The sequence below is a fragment of the Streptosporangium sp. H13245 genome, assembly GCF_055690525.1.
The window spans coordinates 164,654-184,640 of sequence record NZ_JBSZKT010000008.1; the positions used below are offsets into that span (position 1 = coordinate 164,654).

General features: G+C 70.4%; 21 protein-coding genes. 14 read left to right on the forward strand and 7 right to left on the reverse strand.

All coding sequences use genetic code 11. The features are described from left to right. Window positions 1-87: 87 nt before the first annotated feature. The 3 genes from dapE (at window position 88) to ACW9TB_RS16380 (ending at window position 2,777) form a co-directional block, all read left to right on the forward strand. Window positions 88-1,149, forward strand: a complete 1,062-nt coding sequence (dapE, locus tag ACW9TB_RS16370; RefSeq protein ID WP_472748876.1) for a succinyl-diaminopimelate desuccinylase — start codon at window positions 88-90, stop codon at window positions 1,147-1,149. A gap of 236 nt (window positions 1,150-1,385) precedes the next feature. Then, on the forward strand, window positions 1,386-2,180 hold the full coding sequence (locus ACW9TB_RS16375) for an LOG family protein (protein WP_472748877.1): 795 nt from the start codon (window positions 1,386-1,388) through the stop codon (window positions 2,178-2,180). Between the two features lie 9 nt (window positions 2,181-2,189). Beyond that, the gene (locus ACW9TB_RS16380) at window positions 2,190-2,777 is read left to right on the forward strand and encodes an LOG family protein (protein WP_472748878.1); all 588 of its coding nucleotides are present in this window, start codon (window positions 2,190-2,192) and stop codon (window positions 2,775-2,777) included. Here ACW9TB_RS16380 and ACW9TB_RS16385 read toward each other — a convergent pair. Next, window positions 2,754-3,176, reverse strand: a complete 423-nt coding sequence (locus tag ACW9TB_RS16385) for a hypothetical protein (RefSeq protein ID WP_472748879.1) — start codon at window positions 3,174-3,176, stop codon at window positions 2,754-2,756. The genes ACW9TB_RS16380 and ACW9TB_RS16385 overlap by 24 nt on opposite strands. A gap of 295 nt (window positions 3,177-3,471) precedes the next feature. Here ACW9TB_RS16385 and ACW9TB_RS16390 point away from each other — a divergent pair, with 295 nt between their 5' ends. After that, on the forward strand, window positions 3,472-4,278 hold the full coding sequence (locus tag ACW9TB_RS16390) for a hypothetical protein (RefSeq protein ID WP_472748880.1): 807 nt from the start codon (window positions 3,472-3,474) through the stop codon (window positions 4,276-4,278). A gap of 65 nt (window positions 4,279-4,343) precedes the next feature. After that, on the forward strand, window positions 4,344-4,895 hold the full coding sequence (locus ACW9TB_RS16395; RefSeq protein ID WP_472748881.1) for a DNA-3-methyladenine glycosylase I: 552 nt from the start codon (window positions 4,344-4,346) through the stop codon (window positions 4,893-4,895). Between the two features lie 28 nt (window positions 4,896-4,923). Here ACW9TB_RS16395 and ACW9TB_RS16400 read toward each other — a convergent pair whose 3' ends face one another. Continuing rightward, window positions 4,924-5,706: a PaaX family transcriptional regulator gene (locus ACW9TB_RS16400; RefSeq protein WP_472748882.1), complete on the reverse strand. Its 783-nt coding sequence runs from the start codon at window positions 5,704-5,706 to the stop codon at window positions 4,924-4,926. A 189-nt stretch (window positions 5,707-5,895) separates the two neighbouring features. Here ACW9TB_RS16400 and ACW9TB_RS16405 point away from each other — a divergent pair, with 189 nt between their 5' ends. Beyond that, window positions 5,896-6,063, forward strand: a complete 168-nt coding sequence (locus ACW9TB_RS16405) for a DUF3117 domain-containing protein (protein ID WP_084195322.1) — start codon at window positions 5,896-5,898, stop codon at window positions 6,061-6,063. Window positions 6,064-6,260: 197 nt separating this feature from the next. Next, a complete protein-coding gene (locus tag ACW9TB_RS16410) occupies window positions 6,261-7,733 on the forward strand; it encodes a leucyl aminopeptidase family protein (RefSeq protein ID WP_472748883.1) in 1,473 nt (490 codons plus the stop codon). A gap of 188 nt (window positions 7,734-7,921) precedes the next feature. Here ACW9TB_RS16410 and ACW9TB_RS16415 read toward each other — a convergent pair whose 3' ends face one another. Further along, entirely contained in the window at window positions 7,922-8,146 is a 225-nt protein-coding gene (locus ACW9TB_RS16415) for a hypothetical protein (protein ID WP_472748884.1), read from the reverse strand. Between the two features lie 178 nt (window positions 8,147-8,324). Then, the gene (locus tag ACW9TB_RS16420; protein ID WP_362685333.1) at window positions 8,325-8,975 is read right to left on the reverse strand and encodes an O-methyltransferase; all 651 of its coding nucleotides are present in this window, start codon (window positions 8,973-8,975) and stop codon (window positions 8,325-8,327) included. A gap of 171 nt (window positions 8,976-9,146) precedes the next feature. Here ACW9TB_RS16420 and sigE point away from each other — a divergent pair, with 171 nt between their 5' ends. The 5 genes from sigE (at window position 9,147) to ACW9TB_RS16445 (ending at window position 13,629) form a co-directional block, all read left to right on the forward strand. After that, window positions 9,147-9,779: an RNA polymerase sigma factor SigE gene (gene sigE, locus ACW9TB_RS16425; RefSeq protein ID WP_472748885.1), complete on the forward strand. Its 633-nt coding sequence runs from the start codon at window positions 9,147-9,149 to the stop codon at window positions 9,777-9,779. 52 nt (window positions 9,780-9,831) lie between these two features. After that, window positions 9,832-10,362, forward strand: a complete 531-nt coding sequence (locus tag ACW9TB_RS16430) for an anti-sigma factor family protein (protein ID WP_472748886.1) — start codon at window positions 9,832-9,834, stop codon at window positions 10,360-10,362. Further along, on the forward strand, window positions 10,359-11,435 hold the full coding sequence (locus ACW9TB_RS16435; protein ID WP_472748887.1) for a sigma-E factor regulatory protein RseB domain-containing protein: 1,077 nt from the start codon (window positions 10,359-10,361) through the stop codon (window positions 11,433-11,435). The genes ACW9TB_RS16430 and ACW9TB_RS16435 overlap by 4 nt, the downstream gene beginning before the upstream one ends. Window positions 11,436-11,530: 95 nt before the next feature. Further along, window positions 11,531-13,162 (forward strand): S1C family serine protease, encoded by a 1,632-nt coding sequence (locus tag ACW9TB_RS16440; RefSeq protein WP_472748888.1) that lies wholly within the window; start codon window positions 11,531-11,533, stop codon window positions 13,160-13,162. A 104-nt stretch (window positions 13,163-13,266) separates the two neighbouring features. Further along, window positions 13,267-13,629: a sec-independent translocase gene (locus ACW9TB_RS16445; RefSeq protein ID WP_472748889.1), complete on the forward strand. Its 363-nt coding sequence runs from the start codon at window positions 13,267-13,269 to the stop codon at window positions 13,627-13,629. A gap of 122 nt (window positions 13,630-13,751) precedes the next feature. On the opposite strand, the gene ACW9TB_RS16450 is transcribed toward ACW9TB_RS16445, so the two are convergent. Continuing rightward, window positions 13,752-14,894: an Mrp/NBP35 family ATP-binding protein gene (locus ACW9TB_RS16450; RefSeq protein ID WP_472748890.1), complete on the reverse strand. Its 1,143-nt coding sequence runs from the start codon at window positions 14,892-14,894 to the stop codon at window positions 13,752-13,754. A gap of 265 nt (window positions 14,895-15,159) precedes the next feature. Here ACW9TB_RS16450 and ACW9TB_RS16455 point away from each other — a divergent pair, with 265 nt between their 5' ends. Beyond that, complete coding sequence (locus ACW9TB_RS16455) at window positions 15,160-15,645, forward strand: MarR family winged helix-turn-helix transcriptional regulator (RefSeq protein WP_472748891.1); 486 nt, start codon at window positions 15,160-15,162, stop codon at window positions 15,643-15,645. Between the two features lie 461 nt (window positions 15,646-16,106). Continuing rightward, window positions 16,107-18,032, forward strand: coding sequence for a Xaa-Pro dipeptidyl-peptidase (locus tag ACW9TB_RS16460; RefSeq protein ID WP_472748892.1), 1,926 nt, complete (start codon window positions 16,107-16,109; stop codon window positions 18,030-18,032). Between the two features lie 131 nt (window positions 18,033-18,163). Here the strand turns inward: ACW9TB_RS16460 and ACW9TB_RS16465 are convergent, their stop codons facing one another. Further along, window positions 18,164-18,643, reverse strand: coding sequence for a DUF1003 domain-containing protein (locus ACW9TB_RS16465; protein WP_472748893.1), 480 nt, complete (start codon window positions 18,641-18,643; stop codon window positions 18,164-18,166). Then, window positions 18,636-19,880: a magnesium transporter MgtE N-terminal domain-containing protein gene (locus ACW9TB_RS16470; RefSeq protein ID WP_472748894.1), complete on the reverse strand. Its 1,245-nt coding sequence runs from the start codon at window positions 19,878-19,880 to the stop codon at window positions 18,636-18,638. Before ACW9TB_RS16470 ends, ACW9TB_RS16465 begins: the two co-directional genes overlap by 8 nt. Window positions 19,881-19,987: the final 107 nt, after the last annotated feature.

A 19,987-nucleotide genomic window follows, 5' to 3' on the forward strand; every position in this document is an offset into this window, starting at 1 on the left:
TACGGGTCCCACGGGGGTACGCGGGCGTGACGGGTCTTCCACAGGCCGGACTCGGCCGGATCCCGCGCGGGCACTAGGGTCGCGGGCATGAGTACGCGTCTGGACCTCACACAGGATGTCGGGGAGCTCACCGCCCGGATCGTGGACGTCGAGTCGGTCAGCGGCGGCGAGAAGGCCCTGGCCGACGCCGTGGAGGAGGCACTGAGGCCACTCCGGCACCTCACCGTCGAGCGCGACGGCGAGTCGGTCGTGGCCCGCACCCACCTGGGCCGCGCCGAGCGGGTGGTGATCGCCGGGCACCTCGACACCGTCCCCGTCGTCGGCAACCTGCCCAGCCGGGTCGAGGGCGACCGGCTGTACGGCTGCGGCACCTCGGACATGAAGGCCGGTGTCGCGGTCGCCCTGAAGCTGGCGGCCACCCTCCCCGAGCCCAGCAGGGACGTGACGTACGTCTTCTACGACTGCGAGGAGATCGAGTCCGAGCGGAACGGGCTCCTCCGGCTCAGCCGCAGGCATCCCGACTGGCTCGCGGGTGACTTCGCCGTGCTCATGGAGCCCACCGACGGCGTGATCGAGGGCGGTTGCCAGGGCACGCTCCGGGCCCAGGTCGTCATCCGGGGCAAGCGGTCGCACAGCGCCAGGTCCTGGTTCGGGGTCAACGCGATCCACGCCGCCCAGCCGGTGCTCGCGATCCTGAACGCTTACGAGGCGAGGCTTCCCGTCGTGGACGGGCTGGAGTACCACGAGGGCCTGAACGCGGTGGGCATCGGCGGCGGCGTCGCGGGCAACGTGATCCCGGACGAGTGCGTCGTGACCGTGAACTACCGTTTCGCCCCCGACCTGTCGCTGGACGAGGCGCGCGCCCACGTGAGCGAGGTGTTCGGGGGGTACGAGGTCCGCTTCACCGACGCCGCCGCCGCGGCGCGGCCCGGCCTGACCCATCCGACGGCGTCGGCCTTCGTCGAGGCCGTCGGCGGCACACCCCGGGCCAAGCTCGGCTGGACCGACGTCTCGCTCTTCTCCGGACTGGGTGTGCCCGCGGTCAACTACGGTCCCGGCGATCCGAATCTGGCGCACCAGAAGGATGAGTTCGTCTCGTTGGAGAAGATCGCCGACTGCGAGCGCGGAATGCTCGGCTGGCTGTCCTGAAAGGCCGGTAGGCCCTGTTCGCGGCCGGTGCGGGCCTCGGCGTACTCCACGCGCGAGAGCCGGGAGGGGCGCGGTACAAATGAAAGTGGCTTTCCTCGCCGGCCATTTGGCGGGGAAAGCCACTTTCAGTCCCGAGCAGCACCCTCGCCAGTTAGACGTGCACTGTTCAAAATACGGTTCCATGTTTTCGTAGAGATTTTTCAAGATTTTTCTGGGACGGCGCTACGGTGACCCGCATGAAGAAAAAACGACCAGAACGTCGCCAGGGAGCCGCGGTGGTTCGTGGTGATCTCCTCTCCGACTCCACCCACGACCAGCGGCTTCTTGATCGAAGGGGCCCGGCCGACTGGCTGCACATGGACCCGTGGCGGGTGATGCGCATCCAGGCCGAGTTCGTGGAGGGCTTCGGCCAGCTCGCCGAACTCCCCCAGGCGGTCACCGTCTTCGGGTCCGCGCGCACCCCCGCGGACACCCCCGAGTACGAGATGGGGATCCAGCTGGGCAGGAAACTGTCCGAGGCGGGCTACGCCGTGATCACCGGTGGCGGCCCCGGCTGCATGGAGGCCGCCAACAAGGGCGCCGTGGAGGCGGACGGCGTCTCGGTGGGCCTGGGCATCGAGCTGCCCTTCGAGCAGAGCATGAACGAGTACGTCGACCTCGGCATCGAGTTCCGCTACTTCTTCGTCCGCAAGACCATGTTCGTGAAGTACTCCTGCGGATTCGTCACGCTGCCCGGCGGTTTCGGCACCATGGACGAGCTCTTCGAGGCGCTCACCCTGGTCCAGACCCGGAAGGTCACCTCCTTCCCGGTGGTGCTGATGGGGACGGAGTTCTGGGGCGGCCTGATCGACTGGATCAAGAACACCCTCGTGGGGACGGGCAAGATCTCTCCGGCGGACGTGGATCTCATTCACGTCACCGACGACGTGGACGAGGCGGTCCGGATCATCGTGGAGGCCGACAACAAGAGGGGCGGTCGACTGGAGGACGAGCGGAAGGCGACGATGACCACGGTTGGTGATGCCGAATAGGGTCAGTGCGTGTTTATTTGTGTATTCCTCGCATCGAGTCAGAAGATCGACAAGAAGTACCTGGACCTGGCGGAACAGGTCGGCACCGAGCTCGCCAGGCGCGGGCACTCCCTGGTGAGCGGTGGGGCCAGGGTCTCCTGCATGGGAGCCGTGGCCCGCGCGGCCCGCGCGGGCGGCGCCCGCACCGTCGGGGTGATCCCCCAGTCGCTGGTGGACATCGAGCTCGCCGACGAGGGGGCCGACGAACTGGTGGTCACCACCGACATGCGCGAGCGCAAGGGCATCATGGACGCCCGCTCCGACGCCTTCCTGGTGCTGCCCGGCGGCATCGGGACGCTGGAGGAGCTGTTCGAGATCTGGACGTCCCGCACGCTCGGCCTGCACGACAAGCCGCTGGTGGTCCTCGACCCCTGGGGGATCTACACGCCGCTGCGGGAACTCGTCGAGGGCATGGACGAGGCGGGCTTCACCCGCCCGAACGTCTTCGACGCCATCTCCTGGACCACCACGGTCGACGAGGCGTTCCGGCTGCTGGAGAAGTCGACCAGGCACCTGGAGCCGAGCGCGGAGGAGCTAGGCGAGGCCACGGCGGGTTAGCGCGGGCGGGCGCCGCCCGGCGAGGGACTCGGTCATCTCGACCGCGAGCCGCACCTGCTCGACGCGGTCCGTACGGAAGACGCGGGCACCGGCCCAGGCGCAGATCGAGGCCGCGGTGAGCTCCGCGGCCTCGGCGTCCCGCTCCCTCGCGGTGTTTCCGGCGTCTCTCCCGGCGTTCTCGGTGTCTCTCCCGGCGTTTTCGGTGTCCCCGGTTTTCCAGGCGGTTTCTCCGGCCGACGCGGTGGGCGGGACGGGTGAGGCGACGGCGGCGAGCCGGGCGGGGGTGACGACCACGGTGTGCCCGGCACGGACGAGCTCCTCGACCTCCCCGACCGAACGGGCCTCGACCCAGCCGGGCTCGCCCGGATCACCGGGACGGAGCACGACGAGGGCCGTCACCGGACATCCAGGGCGGACGCCCTGTCCTCCGGAGCGGACGGGAGGCGCCTCTCGCCGGGTGGGAGCGGCCGGGGGCCGGGTGAGATCGGCCCGGCGGGGACGGGAGGTTCCGCGATGACCAGGTAGGACATGTTTCTCCGAACGCGGCGGGGTGTGCGGTGTCTACGCGGGGAGACTCCGAGGGTACCCGTCCCGTGAACCGCGACCCGGTGGACCCCGCGGGAAGGCCGGACGCGGGGATTCCCGGCCTCCGGGCCGGGGGAGGACGTCATGATCCGATCCTAGGTCAGCGCGAATGTGGCACGATTCGTATGTGCTGGTCGTATTAGCTCTCGCTGCCGTAGCCGTTATCGCCGGTGTCACGGTGGTCGCCATGGGCCGGGGAGGTGAGCTGAGTGAGTTCGCCCCCGACGTGCCCCCGCTGAACCTGCCCCAGGCGGGTCAGCTCGGCGCGGCCGACTTCATGGCCCTCCAGCTCCCGGTGAGCCTCGTCGGATACAACACGCAGAGCGTGGACGAGACGCTGAACCGGGTCGCCGCGGCCCTGAGCGAGCGTGACACCAGGATCGCCGTGCTGGAGCAGCGGGTGTCGGAGCTGCTCGCCGGCAGGCTCCAGGCCCGCCACGAGCTCAACCCCGGCTCCCAGACCCCGCCGCGCGGGCCCGAGGCGCCGTACGAGCTTTCCGGGAGGGACGGGTTCGGGGCGTCCGAGGAGCTGTCCGCCGGGCCGACGGCCGTTTCGCGCACCGAGACGCTGCCCGGGTCCTCCGACGAGGACGGGGTCGAGGCACGCGAGGAGCTCTCCAGCGAGTCATGGGCCAAGCCTTCCAAGGTTTCCAAGCCTTCTGAGACTTCCAAGGCTTCCGAGCCCGCCACGCTGTCCGAGTCCTCCGAGTCCTCCGAGCCGGAGAAGCTTCCCGAGGACTCCGAGCCGTCCGGTGTGTCGCGGTTCGCCAGGCCGTCCGAGCCGTCCCAGGTGCCGGATTCCCCCTCCTCGCCTTCCTCGTCCTCTTCGTCCGGGGCCTCGGACGCGAAGGAGTCGTCTCCCGGTTCCGTCGGCCTTCGTACGGGGGAGCGGCAGGAGAAGGAGGACCCCCGATGACCGAGACTTCGCGGGCCGTGATCCCGGCGGCCCCCCTTGTAAAGTCCGTGGGGTCCGTGGGGTCCGTGGAACTCGTGCGCTGCGGCTGGGCGACCTCGGCCCCCGACTACGTCGCCTACCACGACGAGGAGTGGGGCCGTCCGGTCACCGGTGACGACCGGGTGTTCGAGCGGGTCGCGCTGGAGTCGTTCCAGTCCGGCCTGTCGTGGATCACCATCCTGCGCAAGCGGGAGAACTTCAGGGCGGCCTTCGCCGGGTTCTCCATCCCGGCCGTGGCCGCGTTCGGCGACGAGGACGTCACCCGCCTGCTCGGTGACGCGGGCATCGTCCGCAACCGGGCCAAGATCGAGGCGACGATCGCCAACGCGCGGGCCGCGCTCGACGTCGGCCTGTCCGACCTCGTCTGGAAGCACGCGGATCCCGGCGCGCCCGTCCCGAGGACCCTGGCGGAGGTGCCCGCCCAGACCCCCGGTTCCAAGGCCCTGGCCAAGGAGCTCAAGGCGTGCGGCTTCCGTTTCATCGGCCCGACCACCGCCTACGCGCTGATGCAGGCCATCGGCCTGGTCAACGACCACCTGGCCGACTGCTGGATACGGCCCGACGTCTCCCCCTCCTGAGTGTGAGCCTCACGGCCGACGGCCTCCGCTACGCCTCGTCAAGGTGGCGGTCGACGAAGGCGGCGGCGGCCGGGAGCAGCCGTCCGGCCTCGTACTCGAAGTAGATCCTGGCCTTCTCCCCCGGCCAGCCCCTTGGCAGAAGCTCGGCGGGGAGCCCGGGATCGCGGAACAGGAAGTTGCGCCAGCCGTGCAGCAGCCTGCTCCGGGTGGCGAACACCTGGTCGCCGCTCGCGTTGTCGGGCAGCCCGCCGACCAGGTCCATCGCCTGGGCCATCCACTCCTCGTAGGCGGCCCCGATGCCGTCCAGGTCCCATGTCCTGGCGACCAGCGCCGCGGGGTCACCGTCGAGCACCGCGTCGAACCGGTCGACGGCGAGGGCCTCGCCGTCGAAGATCGCGTCCAGCTCGGGGGAGGGCCTCGGCCCGATCCAGGTCGTCTCCGACAGGGGCGCGTACCCGATGAAGGCCAGATCGGAGCGCAGGCGCTCCCGCCTGGACCGCTCGCGCACGGGCTCCACCACGAGGATGTGCCACCGGCCGTTCCACGTGATCGTCCCGACTCGGTAAATTCTCAGCGCGGCTTCGTCGAGGCGGTGCACGCACTTGGGGGTGACCTCGTAGCCGGGCCCCTTGGGCAGCCGGGCGGGCGCGAGCCAGCCCTGCCGTACCATCCGCGAGACGGCGGTGCGTACGGCGGGAGCCGCGATGTCCAGCGGGGCGAGCAGACGGACGAGGGCGGCCACGGACGCGCGACCGCCTCGGGACCTGAGGTGGTCCCCGTACAGATCGAAGAGAGCGGCGCGGGCGTTCACGAGGACAAGTTTGGTCGTCTGAGGGGTCTCGGACAACGGTCTTGATCGCCGGATGAGCCGACGCTAAGACTGATCGTTCCCATTCTCCGTGCGGAGGCGGGATAATAGGACATCACAGAAGACGTGAATGCGTCGGCCACCCTCGGGTCAGTCGGAGATCCGGAGCCCGAAGCAGGAAGGGATACACGCATGGCGGCTATGAAGCCGAGGACCGGTGATGGTCCGCTGGAGGTCGTCAAGGAAGGCAGGGGGATCGTCATGCGGGTTCCCCTGGAGGGTGGCGGCCGCCTTGTCGTCGAGCTTTCGGCGGACGAGGCAAGTGCCCTCGGCGAGGAACTGAAGAAAATCGTCGGTTGATCCCGATCTAAACCAGAAGTGGTGGAGCCGGGCCCTATTTGAGCTTGCTCGGGGAGCATGACACCTGCGACGGCCCGCGAGACCGACGATGAACACGGCCCTGGCCGTCGGACCGCCTCACGGTGGCTCGCGCCAGGGCCGCGGTGTTCTCCCCGGTGCCCTTCGCCACACCGGGCCTGATGACTGGAGTTACCCCTATGCCCATCTCCCCCTACCTGCTCCTGCCTCGCGTTCCCTACGCGCGGGGGCTGTCCGCCGCCTCCTCCGGGTCCTCCGGGAGCGCGCTCCCCGGTGACGCCGAGTTGCTGGCCGTCCCCTTCGACGGGGACCTCGCGCCCGAGATCGAGTTGCCGGTGCCCGCGGCGGCGCTGCTCGCCCACCACAAGGCCAAGGGCGAGGCGGGTGAGATCGTCGAGGTTCCCGTCGCGAACGGCGACGCCGTCGGCCGGGTGCTCCTCTACGGGGTCGGCGACGGTTCGGCGACCGCCCTGCGCAGGGCGGGCGCGGCGGTGGCGAGACGCGGCAAGGGCAGGGACGCCATCAGGATCGTGCTCCCCGGCGGGCCGGTGGCCGCGTTCGTCGAGGGTGCCCTCCTGGCCACGTACGCCTTCAGGGTCGGCGAGGCGAAGTCCTCCCCGGTGACGCTTGAGTTCGTCGGCGACGGGGTCGAGGCGGAGGTCGCCGGGGCCGAGGTGATCGCCGGGGCCGTGGCGCTCGCCAGGGACCTGACCAACACCCCCTCCTCGGTGAAGTCCCCCGCCTGGCTCGCCGAGCGCGCCGCCGAGCGGGGGGTCGCGGTGCGGGTGTGGGACGAACGGGAGCTGCGGTCCGGCGGATTCGGCGGCATCCTCGCCGTCGGCCAGGGGTCGGCGAACCCGCCCCGGCTGATCCAGCTCTCCTACGAGCCCGAGGACGCGACCGGCCACGTGGTCCTGGTCGGCAAGGGCATCACGTACGACACCGGCGGAATCTCGCTCAAGCCGACGAGCAACATGGTGTTCATGAAGACCGACATGGCCGGTGGAGCCGTGGTCATCGCGGTCCTGGACGCGCTGGCCGCGCTCGGCGTGCGGACCCGGGTCACCGGCCTCGTCGCCGCCGCCGAGAACTCCTTCTCCGGCACGGCCCAGCGCCCCTCCGACGTGATCACGCAGTACGGCGGCCGGACGGTGGAGGTGCTCAACACCGACGCCGAGGGCCGTCTGGTGCTGGCCGACGCGCTGGCCTACGCCGACGCGGAGCTGGACCCGGACGTCATGGTCGACATCGCCACGCTGACCGGGGCGATCGGCATCGCGCTGGGCAAGGATCTCGGCGCGGTCTTCGCCTCCGACGACGAGCTGGCCGGTGCGCTGATCGGGGCGGGGGAGGGCAGCGGGGAGCGGCTCTGGCGGATGCCGCTGATCGACGACTACGTCCCCGCGCTCGAATCGTCCGTGGCCGACCTGACCAACGTCGAGGTCGGATCGACCTACGGCGCCGGTTCCATCACCGCGGCGCTGTTCCTGCGCGAGTTCACCGGCGGACGGCCGTGGGCGCACCTGGACATCGCGGGCGTCGGCCGCAGTGGCGCCGACGAGGGCGTTCTCAGCAAGGGGGCCACCGGGTACGGCGTGCGCCTGCTGCTCGAATGGCTGTCGGCGCTCGACGACGGCGACCGGGCGCGGTGACCGGAAGACGGTGACCGGAAGATGGCGCCCAAGTGACGGCGACCAGGTGGCGATGACCGGAAGACGGCGACCGGAAGACGATGATCAAGGGGCGATGATCAAGGGGCGGTGACCGGGAGGCGGTGACCGGCGCCAGGCCCGCGAGCCTGGCGCCTGCCCCGGTGCGCGGGCCGCCGCCCGGTGCCTCGCTACCTGCTCGCCTCGGAGAGGCTGACGATGGCCTCCGCGGCCCGGAAGTGCTTGTTGCGGCCGAGGTCGCCGATGGTCTTGATACCGAATGCCTTGGCCAGGTCCTTGGCGTCACTCTCGCTGACTCCGGAGAGCGCGCTGACCGGGGCGTTGGGAAGCGCGCTCAGCTCGGCTCCCTCGTACTCCTTGTCGAGCAGCTTGTCCAGTTTGGCGGCAACCGTCATGGTGCACCCCTGTATGTCGATGATCATGGAAAAGGCCCGTGTTATGGCCTTAACCGGCATCGTTTCCGGCCAATGAGGGATCGACCCGCCTCTTTCGGGATCTTGGTGATCGCTTGCCGGACCCGGGTGAACGGCATTGCCCAATCCTGGGGCGTGTCGTGGGCGGCGTCGGCCGGAGTCAGTCGGCGAGCTTGACGGCCGCCAGGATGCCGTCCCCCAGGGGCATCATCAGCGGGCGGAGCCGCTCGTCGGAGCGGACCAGCTTGCCCAGCTCCCTGATGGCGACCGTGTCGGGGTCTCGCTGCACGGGGTCGGCCACCCTGTTGCCCCAGAGGGCGTTGTCGAAGACGACGATGCCGCCGACCCGCAGCAGCCGGACGGACTCGGCCAGGTAGTCGGCGTACTCGTGCATGGCGCCGTCGCAGAAGACCAGGTCGTAGCCGCCGTCGGAGAGGCGGGGGAGCACGTCGAGGGCGCGGCCGGTGATCAGGCGGATCCGGCCGCCGGAGAATCCGGCCTGGGCGAAGCTCTGCCGGGCCAGCCGCTGGTGCTCGGGCTCGACGTCCACGCTGGTGAGCGTGCCGTCCTGGCGCATGCCGCGAAGCAGCCACAGGCCGGAGACGCCGCAGCCGGTGCCGATCTCCACGACGGCGCGGGCGTTGATGGCGGTGGCGAGGAAGCAGAGAGCGGCGCCGCCGCCGGGCAGGATCGGGGGCGCCCCCACCTCCGCGCCACGCATGCGCGCGGCACGCAGGATGTCGTCCTCCCGGTGGAACTCGTCGGCATAGGCCAGAGTGGCCTCCAACGGACTTGTCGGCGTCTCTGCCATCGGCCTCTCCTCCCGCTTTCTCCGTACACAGTCATATAGGCGCTGGGTCGCAGCCTAAGGGAGGCAGGCCCGATCGGGAACTCATGTCACCCCCGGTGCGTTGCACGGTTTAAGCGGCCTTTGCCGGTCCTGAAGGTAGTCAGTGCGCACGAAGGGACGAAACCAGGCACTATGGCGATAGCGGTGGCCCCGGAGAGAGGAGTGCTGGTGGAGGAGTCCGACCACCAGGCCGAAGCTCCCGTGTCTGATTGGACGCCTCCTACATGGGAGGAGGTGGTCCGGACGCACTCGGCGCGCGTCTACCGGCTGGCCTATCGGCTGACCGGCAACGTGCACGATGCGGAAGATCTCACACAGGAGGTCTTCGTCCGGGTCTTCAGGTCGTTGTCGAACTACACGCCAGGCACTTTCGAGGGCTGGCTGCACCGCATCACCACCAACCTGTTCCTCGACATGGCGCGGCGCAAGCAGCGCATCAGGTTCGAGGGGCTCGCCGACGACGCCGCCGAGCGGCTGCGCGGGCGCGAGCCGTCTCCCGCGCAGGTGTACGACGACACCCATCTGGAGCCCGACATCCAGGCGGCACTCGACGCGCTCGCGCCCGAGTTCCGCGCGGCCGTCGTTCTGTGTGACATCGAGGGGCTGTCCTACGAGGAGATCGCGGCGACGCTGGGCGTGAAGCTCGGCACGGTTCGCAGCCGGATCCACCGCGGACGGGCACAGTTGCGCGAGGCGCTGGAGCACCGCGCGCCTCGGAACGACCAATTCCCCCCGAGCGTTACTCACGGGGAGGAACTCGCATGAGAAACCACAGTCATGACGAATGTCACGACGAGCCACTTGGCAAGGAGTGCGCATGAGTCACCTTGGAGAACGCGTTTCCGCACTGGTCGACGGTGAGCTGAATCACCACGAGCGCGACCGTGCCCTGTCGCACCTGACCTTCTGCGCCGCGTGCAGGGCCGAGGTCGACGCCGTACGGGCGCTGAAGAGCCGGTTGCGGTCCCTCGACGGTCCCGCGATGTCGACCGACCTGACGATGTCCCTGCTGCGAATGGCCGAGCCCGGCGGCCCGTTGCCGCCGCGTGAGCGCCCCTTTCCGGCCTCACGCACCTTCGGCGGCGCGCCCATTCCGAGCATGCACAGCATCGCTCCCCCCGACAACCGGCCCCGGGGCCGTGCCGGGGGCCCGCGCCGAGCGCGGAGGGCGGGTTACGTCGCGGTGGGCGTCGCCTCGGCGGCCGTGGCCATCGGGACCCTGTTCGTGGTAGGCGGGGCCGACCCCAACCCGCGTGTCGTGCCGCCGGTCGACATGTTCGCCAACCAGCACCGCAACACCGCGCCCTATGGCGGGTCGGCGACGCCGACCCTCTCCCCCTCTCCGTGACCCGGCTGCCCGCCACGGTCATCCTGGCCGCTGTCATGCTGCTGGGGCTGGTGGTGGGCGGCCCGGCACACGCCGTCCGGTCTCCGCACGCCGTGCCGCCGGACGACGTCGAGAGCGAGGACACCGGCCTGCACCTGCTCCGCGAGGCGGCGGTCGCGGGCCGGTCCCGTGAATACTCCGGCACCCAGTACGTCACCTCCTGGGGCGCCTCGGGCGCCGTCTCCGCGGTGCTGGAGGTGCGCAACGTCCCGGGAAAGGGCCTGACGGTCCGTACGGCGCCCTCGGGGCCCTCGGGGTCCTCGGACTCCGTGCGGAAGGCCGTCGCCTCGGCCTCGGTGCGGCACGCCGACCCCGGCACCCCCGCCGGGGGCATGTCCAGCCCGTCCGAGGTGATGCTCGAGGTCCTGGCCCGCAACTACCGGGTCGTGGCCGCGGGGGAGGGGTTCGCCTGCGGGCGCCCGGCCCGGCTCGTGGACGTCCTGCGGCCGGACGGCACGGTCGCCGCCCGCTACTGGCTCGACGAGGCCGGGGGGCCGGTGCTGCGCCGCGAGCTCATGGACGCGGGGGGCCGGGTCGTCAGCGCCGCGGCCTTCGTCGATCTCACCCTCGACCCGGTGGCGCGGAACACGGCGCCCGTGATGGCCGCCGGTGGCCTTGACCTGGCCGAACTGCCCCGTCTGGCGGCCGACGGCTGGCGTTTCCCGCGGGCCCTGCCGGGGCGCCTGGAGCTGTTCGCCGCGCATGACACCCCTCCTGGATACTTATATCTTGGGTATTCAGATGGATTGTCAGTTGTGTCGGTTTTTATCCAGTCTGGGATGCTTGACGAAGAACGTCTTCAAGGTTGGCATGCGGAGCGGCGTGGGGGGCATACGATCTGGGTTCGAGACCCAGCTGGGCAGGAGACGATCTGGGCGAGTGGGGGTCATGTCTACACCGTCTTTGCCGACGCGCCGGCCGACATGGTCGACGCCGCCGTCGCGGCGCTGCCGCACGAGCCCGTTCCCGATCTCTGGACGCGGCTCGGCCGTGGTGCGAGCCGCCTGCTCTCCTGGGTCAATCCCTTCGGATGACACGTGCTTTACACATCGCGTATGCCGCTCGGGAGAAGATTGCCGGGTTGACCCGGTGAGCGGCCGCCCGTGAGGCAAGGAGTAGTGAGTATTCGATGACCGACGATGCCCGTACTACCCACGAGGCACACGATGCTGAGGGGCGTACGCCGTCGGACTTCGCCGACGGCGGACACGGCACTCCCGAGTCCCGCCGCGCCGACTCCTCCGGCCCGGAGTTCTCCCGCCCCGAGTTCCTGCCCGCGGGGGAGGGCGCGCCCTACCAGGCCGACCAGCCCCGCGACGACGGCTGGAGCCAGCTGGGCGCCCAGCCCGACCGTGCCCGGTGGGGCCCGCCGCGGGACCAGCCCGAGCTGATCCGCCACGACGACAGGGACGTGCCGCCCGGCGAGGGCGTCCAGGGTCCCGGTCCGGCGGGGGAGAGCTGGGGAGATCCCTCGGGCAGGCCCAGGTACGACACGATGGTCTTCTCCTCCCAGCCCGGCCCGCCCCCGCCGCCCTCCCAGGCGTTCGGCATGGGACCCGGCTGGGCGCCGCCTCCCGCGGGCCCGGTGGGCCCCGGAGGCCCCGGAAGCTTCGTCGGCCCGCCGCCCGCGCCCGTCCGGCGCGGGCCGCGTACCGCCACGATGGTGGTCCTCGCCGTGGTGATCGCGCTGCTCGCCTCCACGCTGGGCAGTGTCGGCACCTACCTCCTCACCAAGCCCACCGGCTCGGGGCGCGACCCCTCCTTCAGCCTGGGCGGGGCGCCGACGGGCTCCAACGTCCGGCCCCCCGAGTCGGTCGCGGGCGTGGCCTCGAAGGTTCTGCCCAGCGTGGTGTCGCTCGCCGTCGAGGGCGGGGCGAGCTCCAGCACCGGCTCCGGCTTCCTGATCAAGGGCGGCTACGTGGTGACCAACAACCACGTGGTGGCCAGCGCCGACCCGAGCGGCCAGATCCAGATCCAGTTCAACAACCGCAAGTCCACCTCGGCCGTCGTCGTGGGCCGTGACCCCGAGTCCGACCTGGCCGTGGTCAAGCCCGCCGAGACCTTCGGCGCCCCCGAGATCGTCCTCGGCAACTCCGACAACGTGGTCGTGGGCGACCCGGTCATCGCCATCGGGTCCCCGCTGGGCCTGACCGGCACCGTGACCTCCGGCATCGTCAGCTCGCTCAACCGCCCCGTCCAGGCGGGGGAGGAGAACAGCTCCGACACCACCTGGCTCAGCGCCGTGCAGACCGACGCGGCCATCAACCCCGGCAACTCGGGGGGCCCGCTGGTCAACGTCAACGGCGAGGTCATCGGCGTCAACTCGGCGATCGCCACGCTCGGCAGGTCGGTCGGCGGCCAGAGCGGCAGCATCGGCCTCGGCTTCGCCATCCCGGTGAACCACGCCCGCCGGGTCGCCCAGGAGCTGATCACCACGGGCAAGGCCAAGAAGTCGCGCATCGGCGTCGCCATCGACCCGACCTACCAGGGCGTCGGGGTGCGCATCGCCACCGAGTCCAGGCAGGGCGCCCAGCCGGTCGAGCCGAACGGCCCCGCCGCCCAGGCGGGCCTCAAGCCCGGGGACGTCATCCTGGAGGTCGAGGGCGTCGTGCTCCAGGACGGCAACGAGCTGATCGCCATGATCCGCAACAGGGCCCCCGGCGAGAAGCTCGCGGTCAAGTACCAGCGTGGCGGCCAGGAGAAGACCGCGACCGTGACCGTCGGCACCGCACCCGACCAGCCCTCCCCCGCACCCTCCTGAACGGCAGGGCGGGGCGCGTGCTCACGAGTCGGGGCGTTAGTGTGGAACCTCTCCGGTGTATGACCGGAGAGGTGCTTCTGGCATCCTCCCGGTAGGAGATCACCGTGTTCGGACTCGGCTGGCCTGAGATCGTGGCGCTGGTGGTGATCGCCCTTCTCGTCTTCGGCCCGGAAAAGCTGCCCCAGGCCGCCTCACAGGCGGGCAAGACGCTGCGCAACCTGCGCCGGATGGCCAACAACGCGAGAGACGACCTGCGGACGGGGCTCGGGCCCGAGTTCGCCGACTTCGACCCGGCCGACCTCAACCCCAAGAACTTCGTCCGCAAGCACCTCACCGCCGACCTTGAGGACGACTGGAACGGCACCGCCACCGCCACCGCCACCGCCGAACCGGCCGCCCACGCGATGAACGGCGCCGACGAGCTGGGCTACGGCGAGATTCCCCCGTACGACTCCGACGCGACCTAGGCCCCCTCGCGGGGCCGGTCCCGCGCCCGGCACGCCGACGGCGGCGCCCCCTGTCCGGGGCGCCGCCGTCGTCATGTCGCAGGTCTCCCGGTTCCCCTGTCCTCGTGGACCCGGGTTCGGGCTCAGCCGCGCCGGGTGGGCGAGATGCCGAGCTGGAGGCCCTTGAGGCTGGCCGACTTCTTGCTGAGAGACGCGGCGATGCGGCTCAGCTCGGTCGCGGCCGGGGCGTCCGGGTCGGTCAGCACGAGCGGCTTGCCCTCGTCGCCGCCCTCGCGCAGGCGCATGTCGATGGGCACCTGGCCCAGGAGGGGCACGCGGGAACCCAGGGTGCGGGTCAGCGCGTCGGCCACGGTCTGGCCGCCGCCCTCGCCGAAGACCGAGATCCGCTCGTCGCAGTGCGGGCAGGGCAGCCACGACATGTTCTCGATGACCCCGGCGATCTGCTGGTGGGTCTGGACGGCGATCGATCCCGCGCGCTCGGCGACCTCGGCGGCGGCCTGCTGCGGGGTGGTCACCACCAGGAGTTCCGCGGACGGCATCCGCTGCGCCACGGAGATCGCGATGTCGCCGGTGCCCGGGGGCAGGTCCATCAGCAGCACGTCCAGGTCGCCCCAGTAGACGTCGGCGAGGAACTGGTGCAGGGCACGGTCGAGCATCGGGCCGCGCCACACGACCGGGGTGTTGCCCTCCGGCTTGAACATGCCGACCGAGATGACCTTGATGTCATGCGCCACCGGCGGCATGATCATGTCCTCGACCTTGGTGGGGCGCTCGGAGACGCCGAGCATGCGGGGAATGCTGTGGCCGTAGATGTCGGCGTCGACGACGCCGACCTTCAGGCCGCTCGCGGCCATCGCGGCGGCCAGGTTGACGGTGACGGACGACTTGCCGACGCCGCCCTTGCCGGAGGCGACCGCGAAGACGCGGGTCAGCGAGCCCGGCTGGGCGAAGGGGATCTCCTTCTCCGGCCCCTTGTTGCCGCGCAGCTTGGTCTGCAGCGTCTTGCGCTGCTCGGTGCTCATGACGTCCATCTCGATGGAGACGCCGGTCACTCCGTCGACCTTGGAGACGGCGCCCGTGACGTCCCGGGTGATGGTGTCCTTCATCGGACAGCCTGACACCGTCAGGTAGATCGCGACACGTACGGCTCCCTCGGGGGAGATGTCGACACTCTTGACCATGTCGAGTTCGGTGATCGGCCGACGGATCTCAGGGTCGTTGACGGTCGCGAGGGCGGCCATCACCAGTTCCGGGGTAGGTGCCATCGAAGTGTCGGCAGTCGCGTCACCCGGGGGCGACGAGGATGCCGTCCCTCCTTGTCTGTTATCGATGAGGCGTCTCACGGGCGGGACCCGCCCGTCGTGGCGCCCGTATGGCTTGGCAGGAGGCCGATCCCGTCAGGGAACGGTCGGCGTCGTGAGCTCATGGTATGAACCCGGGGACACCGGAAGGAATTCCGAAACCGGTGACGATCTCTGGATTCGGACAAATCGCTGTGTAGGTGCGCGTGCAACGTTCTAAGGTTACTCCGTGACCCTCACGGCGGGCGAGTCAAGAGAGAGCATCGGCTCGGAGGAGCTGATGGTCTGGCGCATGCTCCAGCGGGCCCAGGTCCGGATCACCCGGGTCCTGGAGGCGGATCTGCTGGTCGAGCACGACCTGGCCCTGGCCTCGTACGAGGTCCTGTGGCAGCTGGCCGAGGCGCCCGACCGGCGGCTGAGGATGAACGACCTGGCCGACAGGGTGCTGCTGTCGCGCAGCGGGCTGACCCGGCTCATCGACCGTCTCCAGCGCGACGGCCTGGTCGAGCGCGAGGCCTGCACCAGCGACGCGCGGGGCCTGTTCGCGGTCCTGACGGACGGGGGCGCCGCGCGGCTGGCCGAGGCCGGTCCCACCTACCTGCGCGGGGTCCGCGCCCAGTTCCTGGACAGGCTCGACGCCGACGAGCTGCGGCGGTGCGCGGCCATGCTGAACAAGCTCTTCCCCGACCCGCGCACGGACGCGGACCTCTGCTGAGCCCCGCGATCCCGCGCTGACACGGACCCGTTCGAGCCCCGTGATCTCGTGCTGGCACGGGCCCGTGGAGCCCCGCGATCCGCTTACGGGCGCGAACCCGTGCCGGGCCTCGCGACCCGCGCCCCGGCGACGATCCGTACCGAGATCCCACGGTCCCGCGTGGTCCCGCGTGGTCTCGCGGCTCCGTGGCTTCGCGGCGGTGGTGTCCGGGTTGACTCCGGTGTCCTTTCGGCGAGCCGTTCCGAGGTGAAATCGCCCTTGGGATCCCGCTCCCGGCCCTTTTCGGTGGCGTTTTCCGCCTGTCGCGGCCCGGTTCGGCCATCTTGACCGCTCTCTGGACAAGACTGTCGTGCGATATGTCACGTGCCAGCTCCAGAGTGATGTCGAACGCATAAAGGATCTTGCCGGTTATACGGACACTCATGGAGATTGCGGATATTCACGACTAATGCGGAGGCTCGATGCCAAAGTTACGAGCAGCCCTCATCGCCCTCATGGTGGTCGCGGCGGGCGTCACCCCGGCCCACGCGGCGGACCATCCCTCTCCCACCGTCGAGCGAGGGCGGACCCAACCGGTCTTCTCGTACATCGACGCCGTCCGTGAGCACGTCTACGTCGAGTCGAGCGTCGACAGCGACTCCGACGGGAGGCCGGACCGGGTCCGTGTCGACATCATCAGGCCGAAGGAGTCCGGCCCCGGCCTCAAGGTGCCGGTGATCATCGACGAGAGCCCGTACTACGACAACTCCGGCCGGGGCAACGAGGCCGAGCGGAAGGTCTACGACGCCGCCGGGAACGTCACGAAATTTCCCCTGTTCTACGACAACTACTTCGTACCGCGCGGGTACGCCGTCCTCAACGTCGACATGATCGGGACCACCAGGTCCGACGGCTGCCCCGACGTCGGCGGGCGGGCCGACGTGCTGGGCGGCAAGGCCGTCATCGACTGGCTGAACGGCCGCGCCACCGCCCACCGCCCCGACGGCACGCCCGCGGTCGCGGACTGGACCACCGGCAAGGCCGCGATGATCGGCAAGTCGTACGACGGCACGCTGGCCAACGCCGTGGCGGCGACCGGTGTGCAGGGGCTGGAGACGATCGTCCCGATCTCGGCGATCAGCTCCTGGTACAGGTACCAGCGCTCCAACGGGGTGATCTACAACTACGACTACATGTCGTGGCTGGGCAACAACGTCGACAGCGACCCCACGGCCAAGTGCGCGGCCACCTGGGCGCGGCTGGACGCCCAGGACGGCGACGACACCGGGAACTACAACGGCTTCTGGGCCGAGCGCGACTACCTCGCGGGCTCGCTGGCCGACGTCTCCAAGGTGCGCGCCAGCGTCTTCGCCGTGCACACGGTCAACGACCTCAACGTCATGCCCGACAACTTCTCCACGTGGTGGAAGGCCCTGGCCGACAGGAACGTGCCCCGCAAGATCTGGGTCGGGCAGTACCAGCACGTGGACCCCTTCGACTTCGAGGGGCGTCGTGACCTCTGGGTCGACACGCTGCACCGCTGGTTCGACCACTGGCTGCTCGGCGTGCGGAACGACATCATGCGCGAGCCCCGCGCCGACGTGCAGAGCAGCCTCGACCGCTGGACCACCCAGCGCGACTGGCCCGCCCCGCTCGCCCTGAAGATCCCCTTCCGTCCCGCGGCCGACGGCTCGTTCGGCCTCGTACCGGCGAAGAAGGGGCAGCTCGCCACGTTCACCGACGTCCGTCAGTCGGAGGAGGCGATGGTGGCCGACGTCGGCACGGCCAAGCCGGGGAGGGTGGCCTTCACCACCGGCGCGCTGCCGCTGGACCTGCGCCTGTCCGGCACGCCCGTGGTGGACCTGCGCGTCGCGCTCGACAGGCCCACCTCGAATCTGACCGCGCTCCTCGTCGACTTCGGCGAGGACACCCGGATCGACTGGCGGCGCGGCCAGGGCATCACCACGGTCGCCGAGGAGAGCTGCCACGGCGAGAGCACGGTCTCCGACGACGCCTGCTACAAGCGGGTCGTCACCAACCGGGTCACCCGCCCGCTGGAGATCGTCGCTCGGGGCTGGATCGACGTGCAGAACCGCGACTCGCTCAGCACGCCCTCGCCGCTGCCCGCGGGCACGTACGGCAGGGTGAGCTGGGAGACGCTGCCGCAGGACTACGTCTTCAGGAAGGGGCACAGGCTGGCCCTCGTGATCGCGGGCACCGACTCGACCTACAGCGACGAGCGGGCCACCGGCGCGAACGTCACCGTCGACCTGGCCGGGAGCAAGGTGCTCCTCCCGCTGGCGCTCGACACCCTGCGGAGCACCGACGTGCCGAAGGACACGGGCAGGTGGCACGGCCCGCAGCAGCTGGACCTGCCGGAGCCGGAGCCGGAGAACCGGTTCTTCTGACCGCCGGGAGCCTCCGAAGGTCCGCGGGGGGTGAGCCGGGCGTCACCGGCCCACCCCCGTCCCGTGTCGCCGCGGGGCTCAGAGCGTGTCTCCGGCGGACTGGAGGCCGTGAGCCGGGGGAATTGCCCGGCTCACGGTTCCACGGACTCCTGGGGCTCCTGGAGGTCCTCCTGCAGGCGTTGCAGCTCCGAGCGGATGTAGTCGCGGGTGGCCACCTCGCCGAGCGCCATGCGCAGGGCGGCGATCTCCCGGGTGAGGTAGTCCAGGTCGGCCTGGTTCCGCTCCGCCGCCCTGCGGTCGTGCTCGTTCTGGACCCGGTCGCGGTCGTCCTGCCGGTTCTGGGCGAGCAGGATCAGCGGCGCCGCGTACGAGGCCTGCAGCGACAGGATCAGCGTCAGGAAGATGAACGGGTAGGGGTCGAACTTCAGCGACTGGGGGGCGAGGACGTTCCACAGGACCCAGACGGCGACGAAGCCCGTCATGTACACCAGGAACCTGGCGGTGCCGAGGAAGCGGGCGATCCGCTCCGACAGCCGCCCGAACGCCTCGGGGTCGTAGTGGGGGCGCAACCGCAGGCCGGGCTGCCTGGGCTGGTCGAGACGGTCAGGCATGCTCGCCCTCTCTCGGCCGGTCGTCCCGCTCACGCCAGTCGTCCGGCAGCAGGTGGTCGAGCACGTCGTCCACGGTGACGGCGCCGACCAGGCGTCCCGCCTCGTTCACCACGGGAGCCGCCACGAGATTGTAGTTGGCCAGGTAGGAGGTCACCTGGTTCAGGGTGAACCCCGGCCTGATCGGGTCGAGGGAGGTGTCCAGGATGCCGCCGAGCAGCGTCGAGGGCGGCTCGCGCAGCAGCCGCTGGAAGTGGGCCAGGCCGAGGAAGCGGCCGGTGGGCGTCTCGACGGGCGGCCTGGCCACGTAGACCTGCGCGGCCACCGCCGGGGTGAGGTCGCGCTGGCGGATGTTGGCCAGCGCCTCGGCGACCGTCGCGTTCGGCGGCAGGACCACCGGCTCGCTCGTCATCATCCCGCCCGCGGTGTTCTCCGGGTAGATCAGCAGCCGCCTGACCGGCGCGGCCTCCTCGGGCTCCATCAGCGCCATCAGCGCCTCGGCCTGGTCGGCGGGGAGGTCCTGGAGCAGGTCGGCCGCGTCGTCGGGGTTCATCTCCTCCAGCACGTCGGCGGCCCGCTCGGGGGCGAGCCTGCTCAGGATGCCGATCTGGTCCCGTTCGGGAAGCTCCTCCAGCACGTCCGCGAGCCGTACGTCGTCGAGGGCCGCCGCCACCTCGACCCGCCGCTTGTCGGGCAGCTCGTGCAGGGCGCCGGCCAGGTCGGCGGCGCGCATCGACTCGAAGGCGACCAGCAGGTTGGCCGCGCCCTGGTCCTTCTGGACGGCGCCGAAGCCGCGCACCTCACGCCAGTCGACGATCCTGGTCGCGCCGCGCCTGCGCAGCCCTATGCCGGGAGGGCTGCCGAGCACCGCCACCTTGGTGATCAGCCACTCCGAGCGCCTGGTCTCCTCCATGGCCAGGTCCAGGACCGTCATCCGCTCGCCGTCGACCTCCACGCCGAGGTCGAGCAGCTCGGCGATGGCCAGGGTCTCGGTCGCCCGCTGCTCGAACCTGCGCATGTTGAGCTGGCCGCTGAAGACGACGGCACCGGCCTTGGCGGACCGTATCCGGGTGATCGGCAGGAAAACCCTCCGCCGGGGCTGCACCTCGACGACGAGCCCGTGCACGTGTGGCGGATCGCTTCCGGCGATGGCCACCACCACATCGCGGACCCGGCCGATCTGGTCCCCGGCGGGGTCGAAGACCGGGGTTCCGGCGAGACGCGCGATGAAGATCCTCACATCCGAAGCGTAGGCCGCGTCCCGGACCGGCCGGTCACTGCCACGCTCCCCGGCTCACGATCTGGAATCGGCTTGCTGTCCAATATGCCGACATGACAGCATCAAAC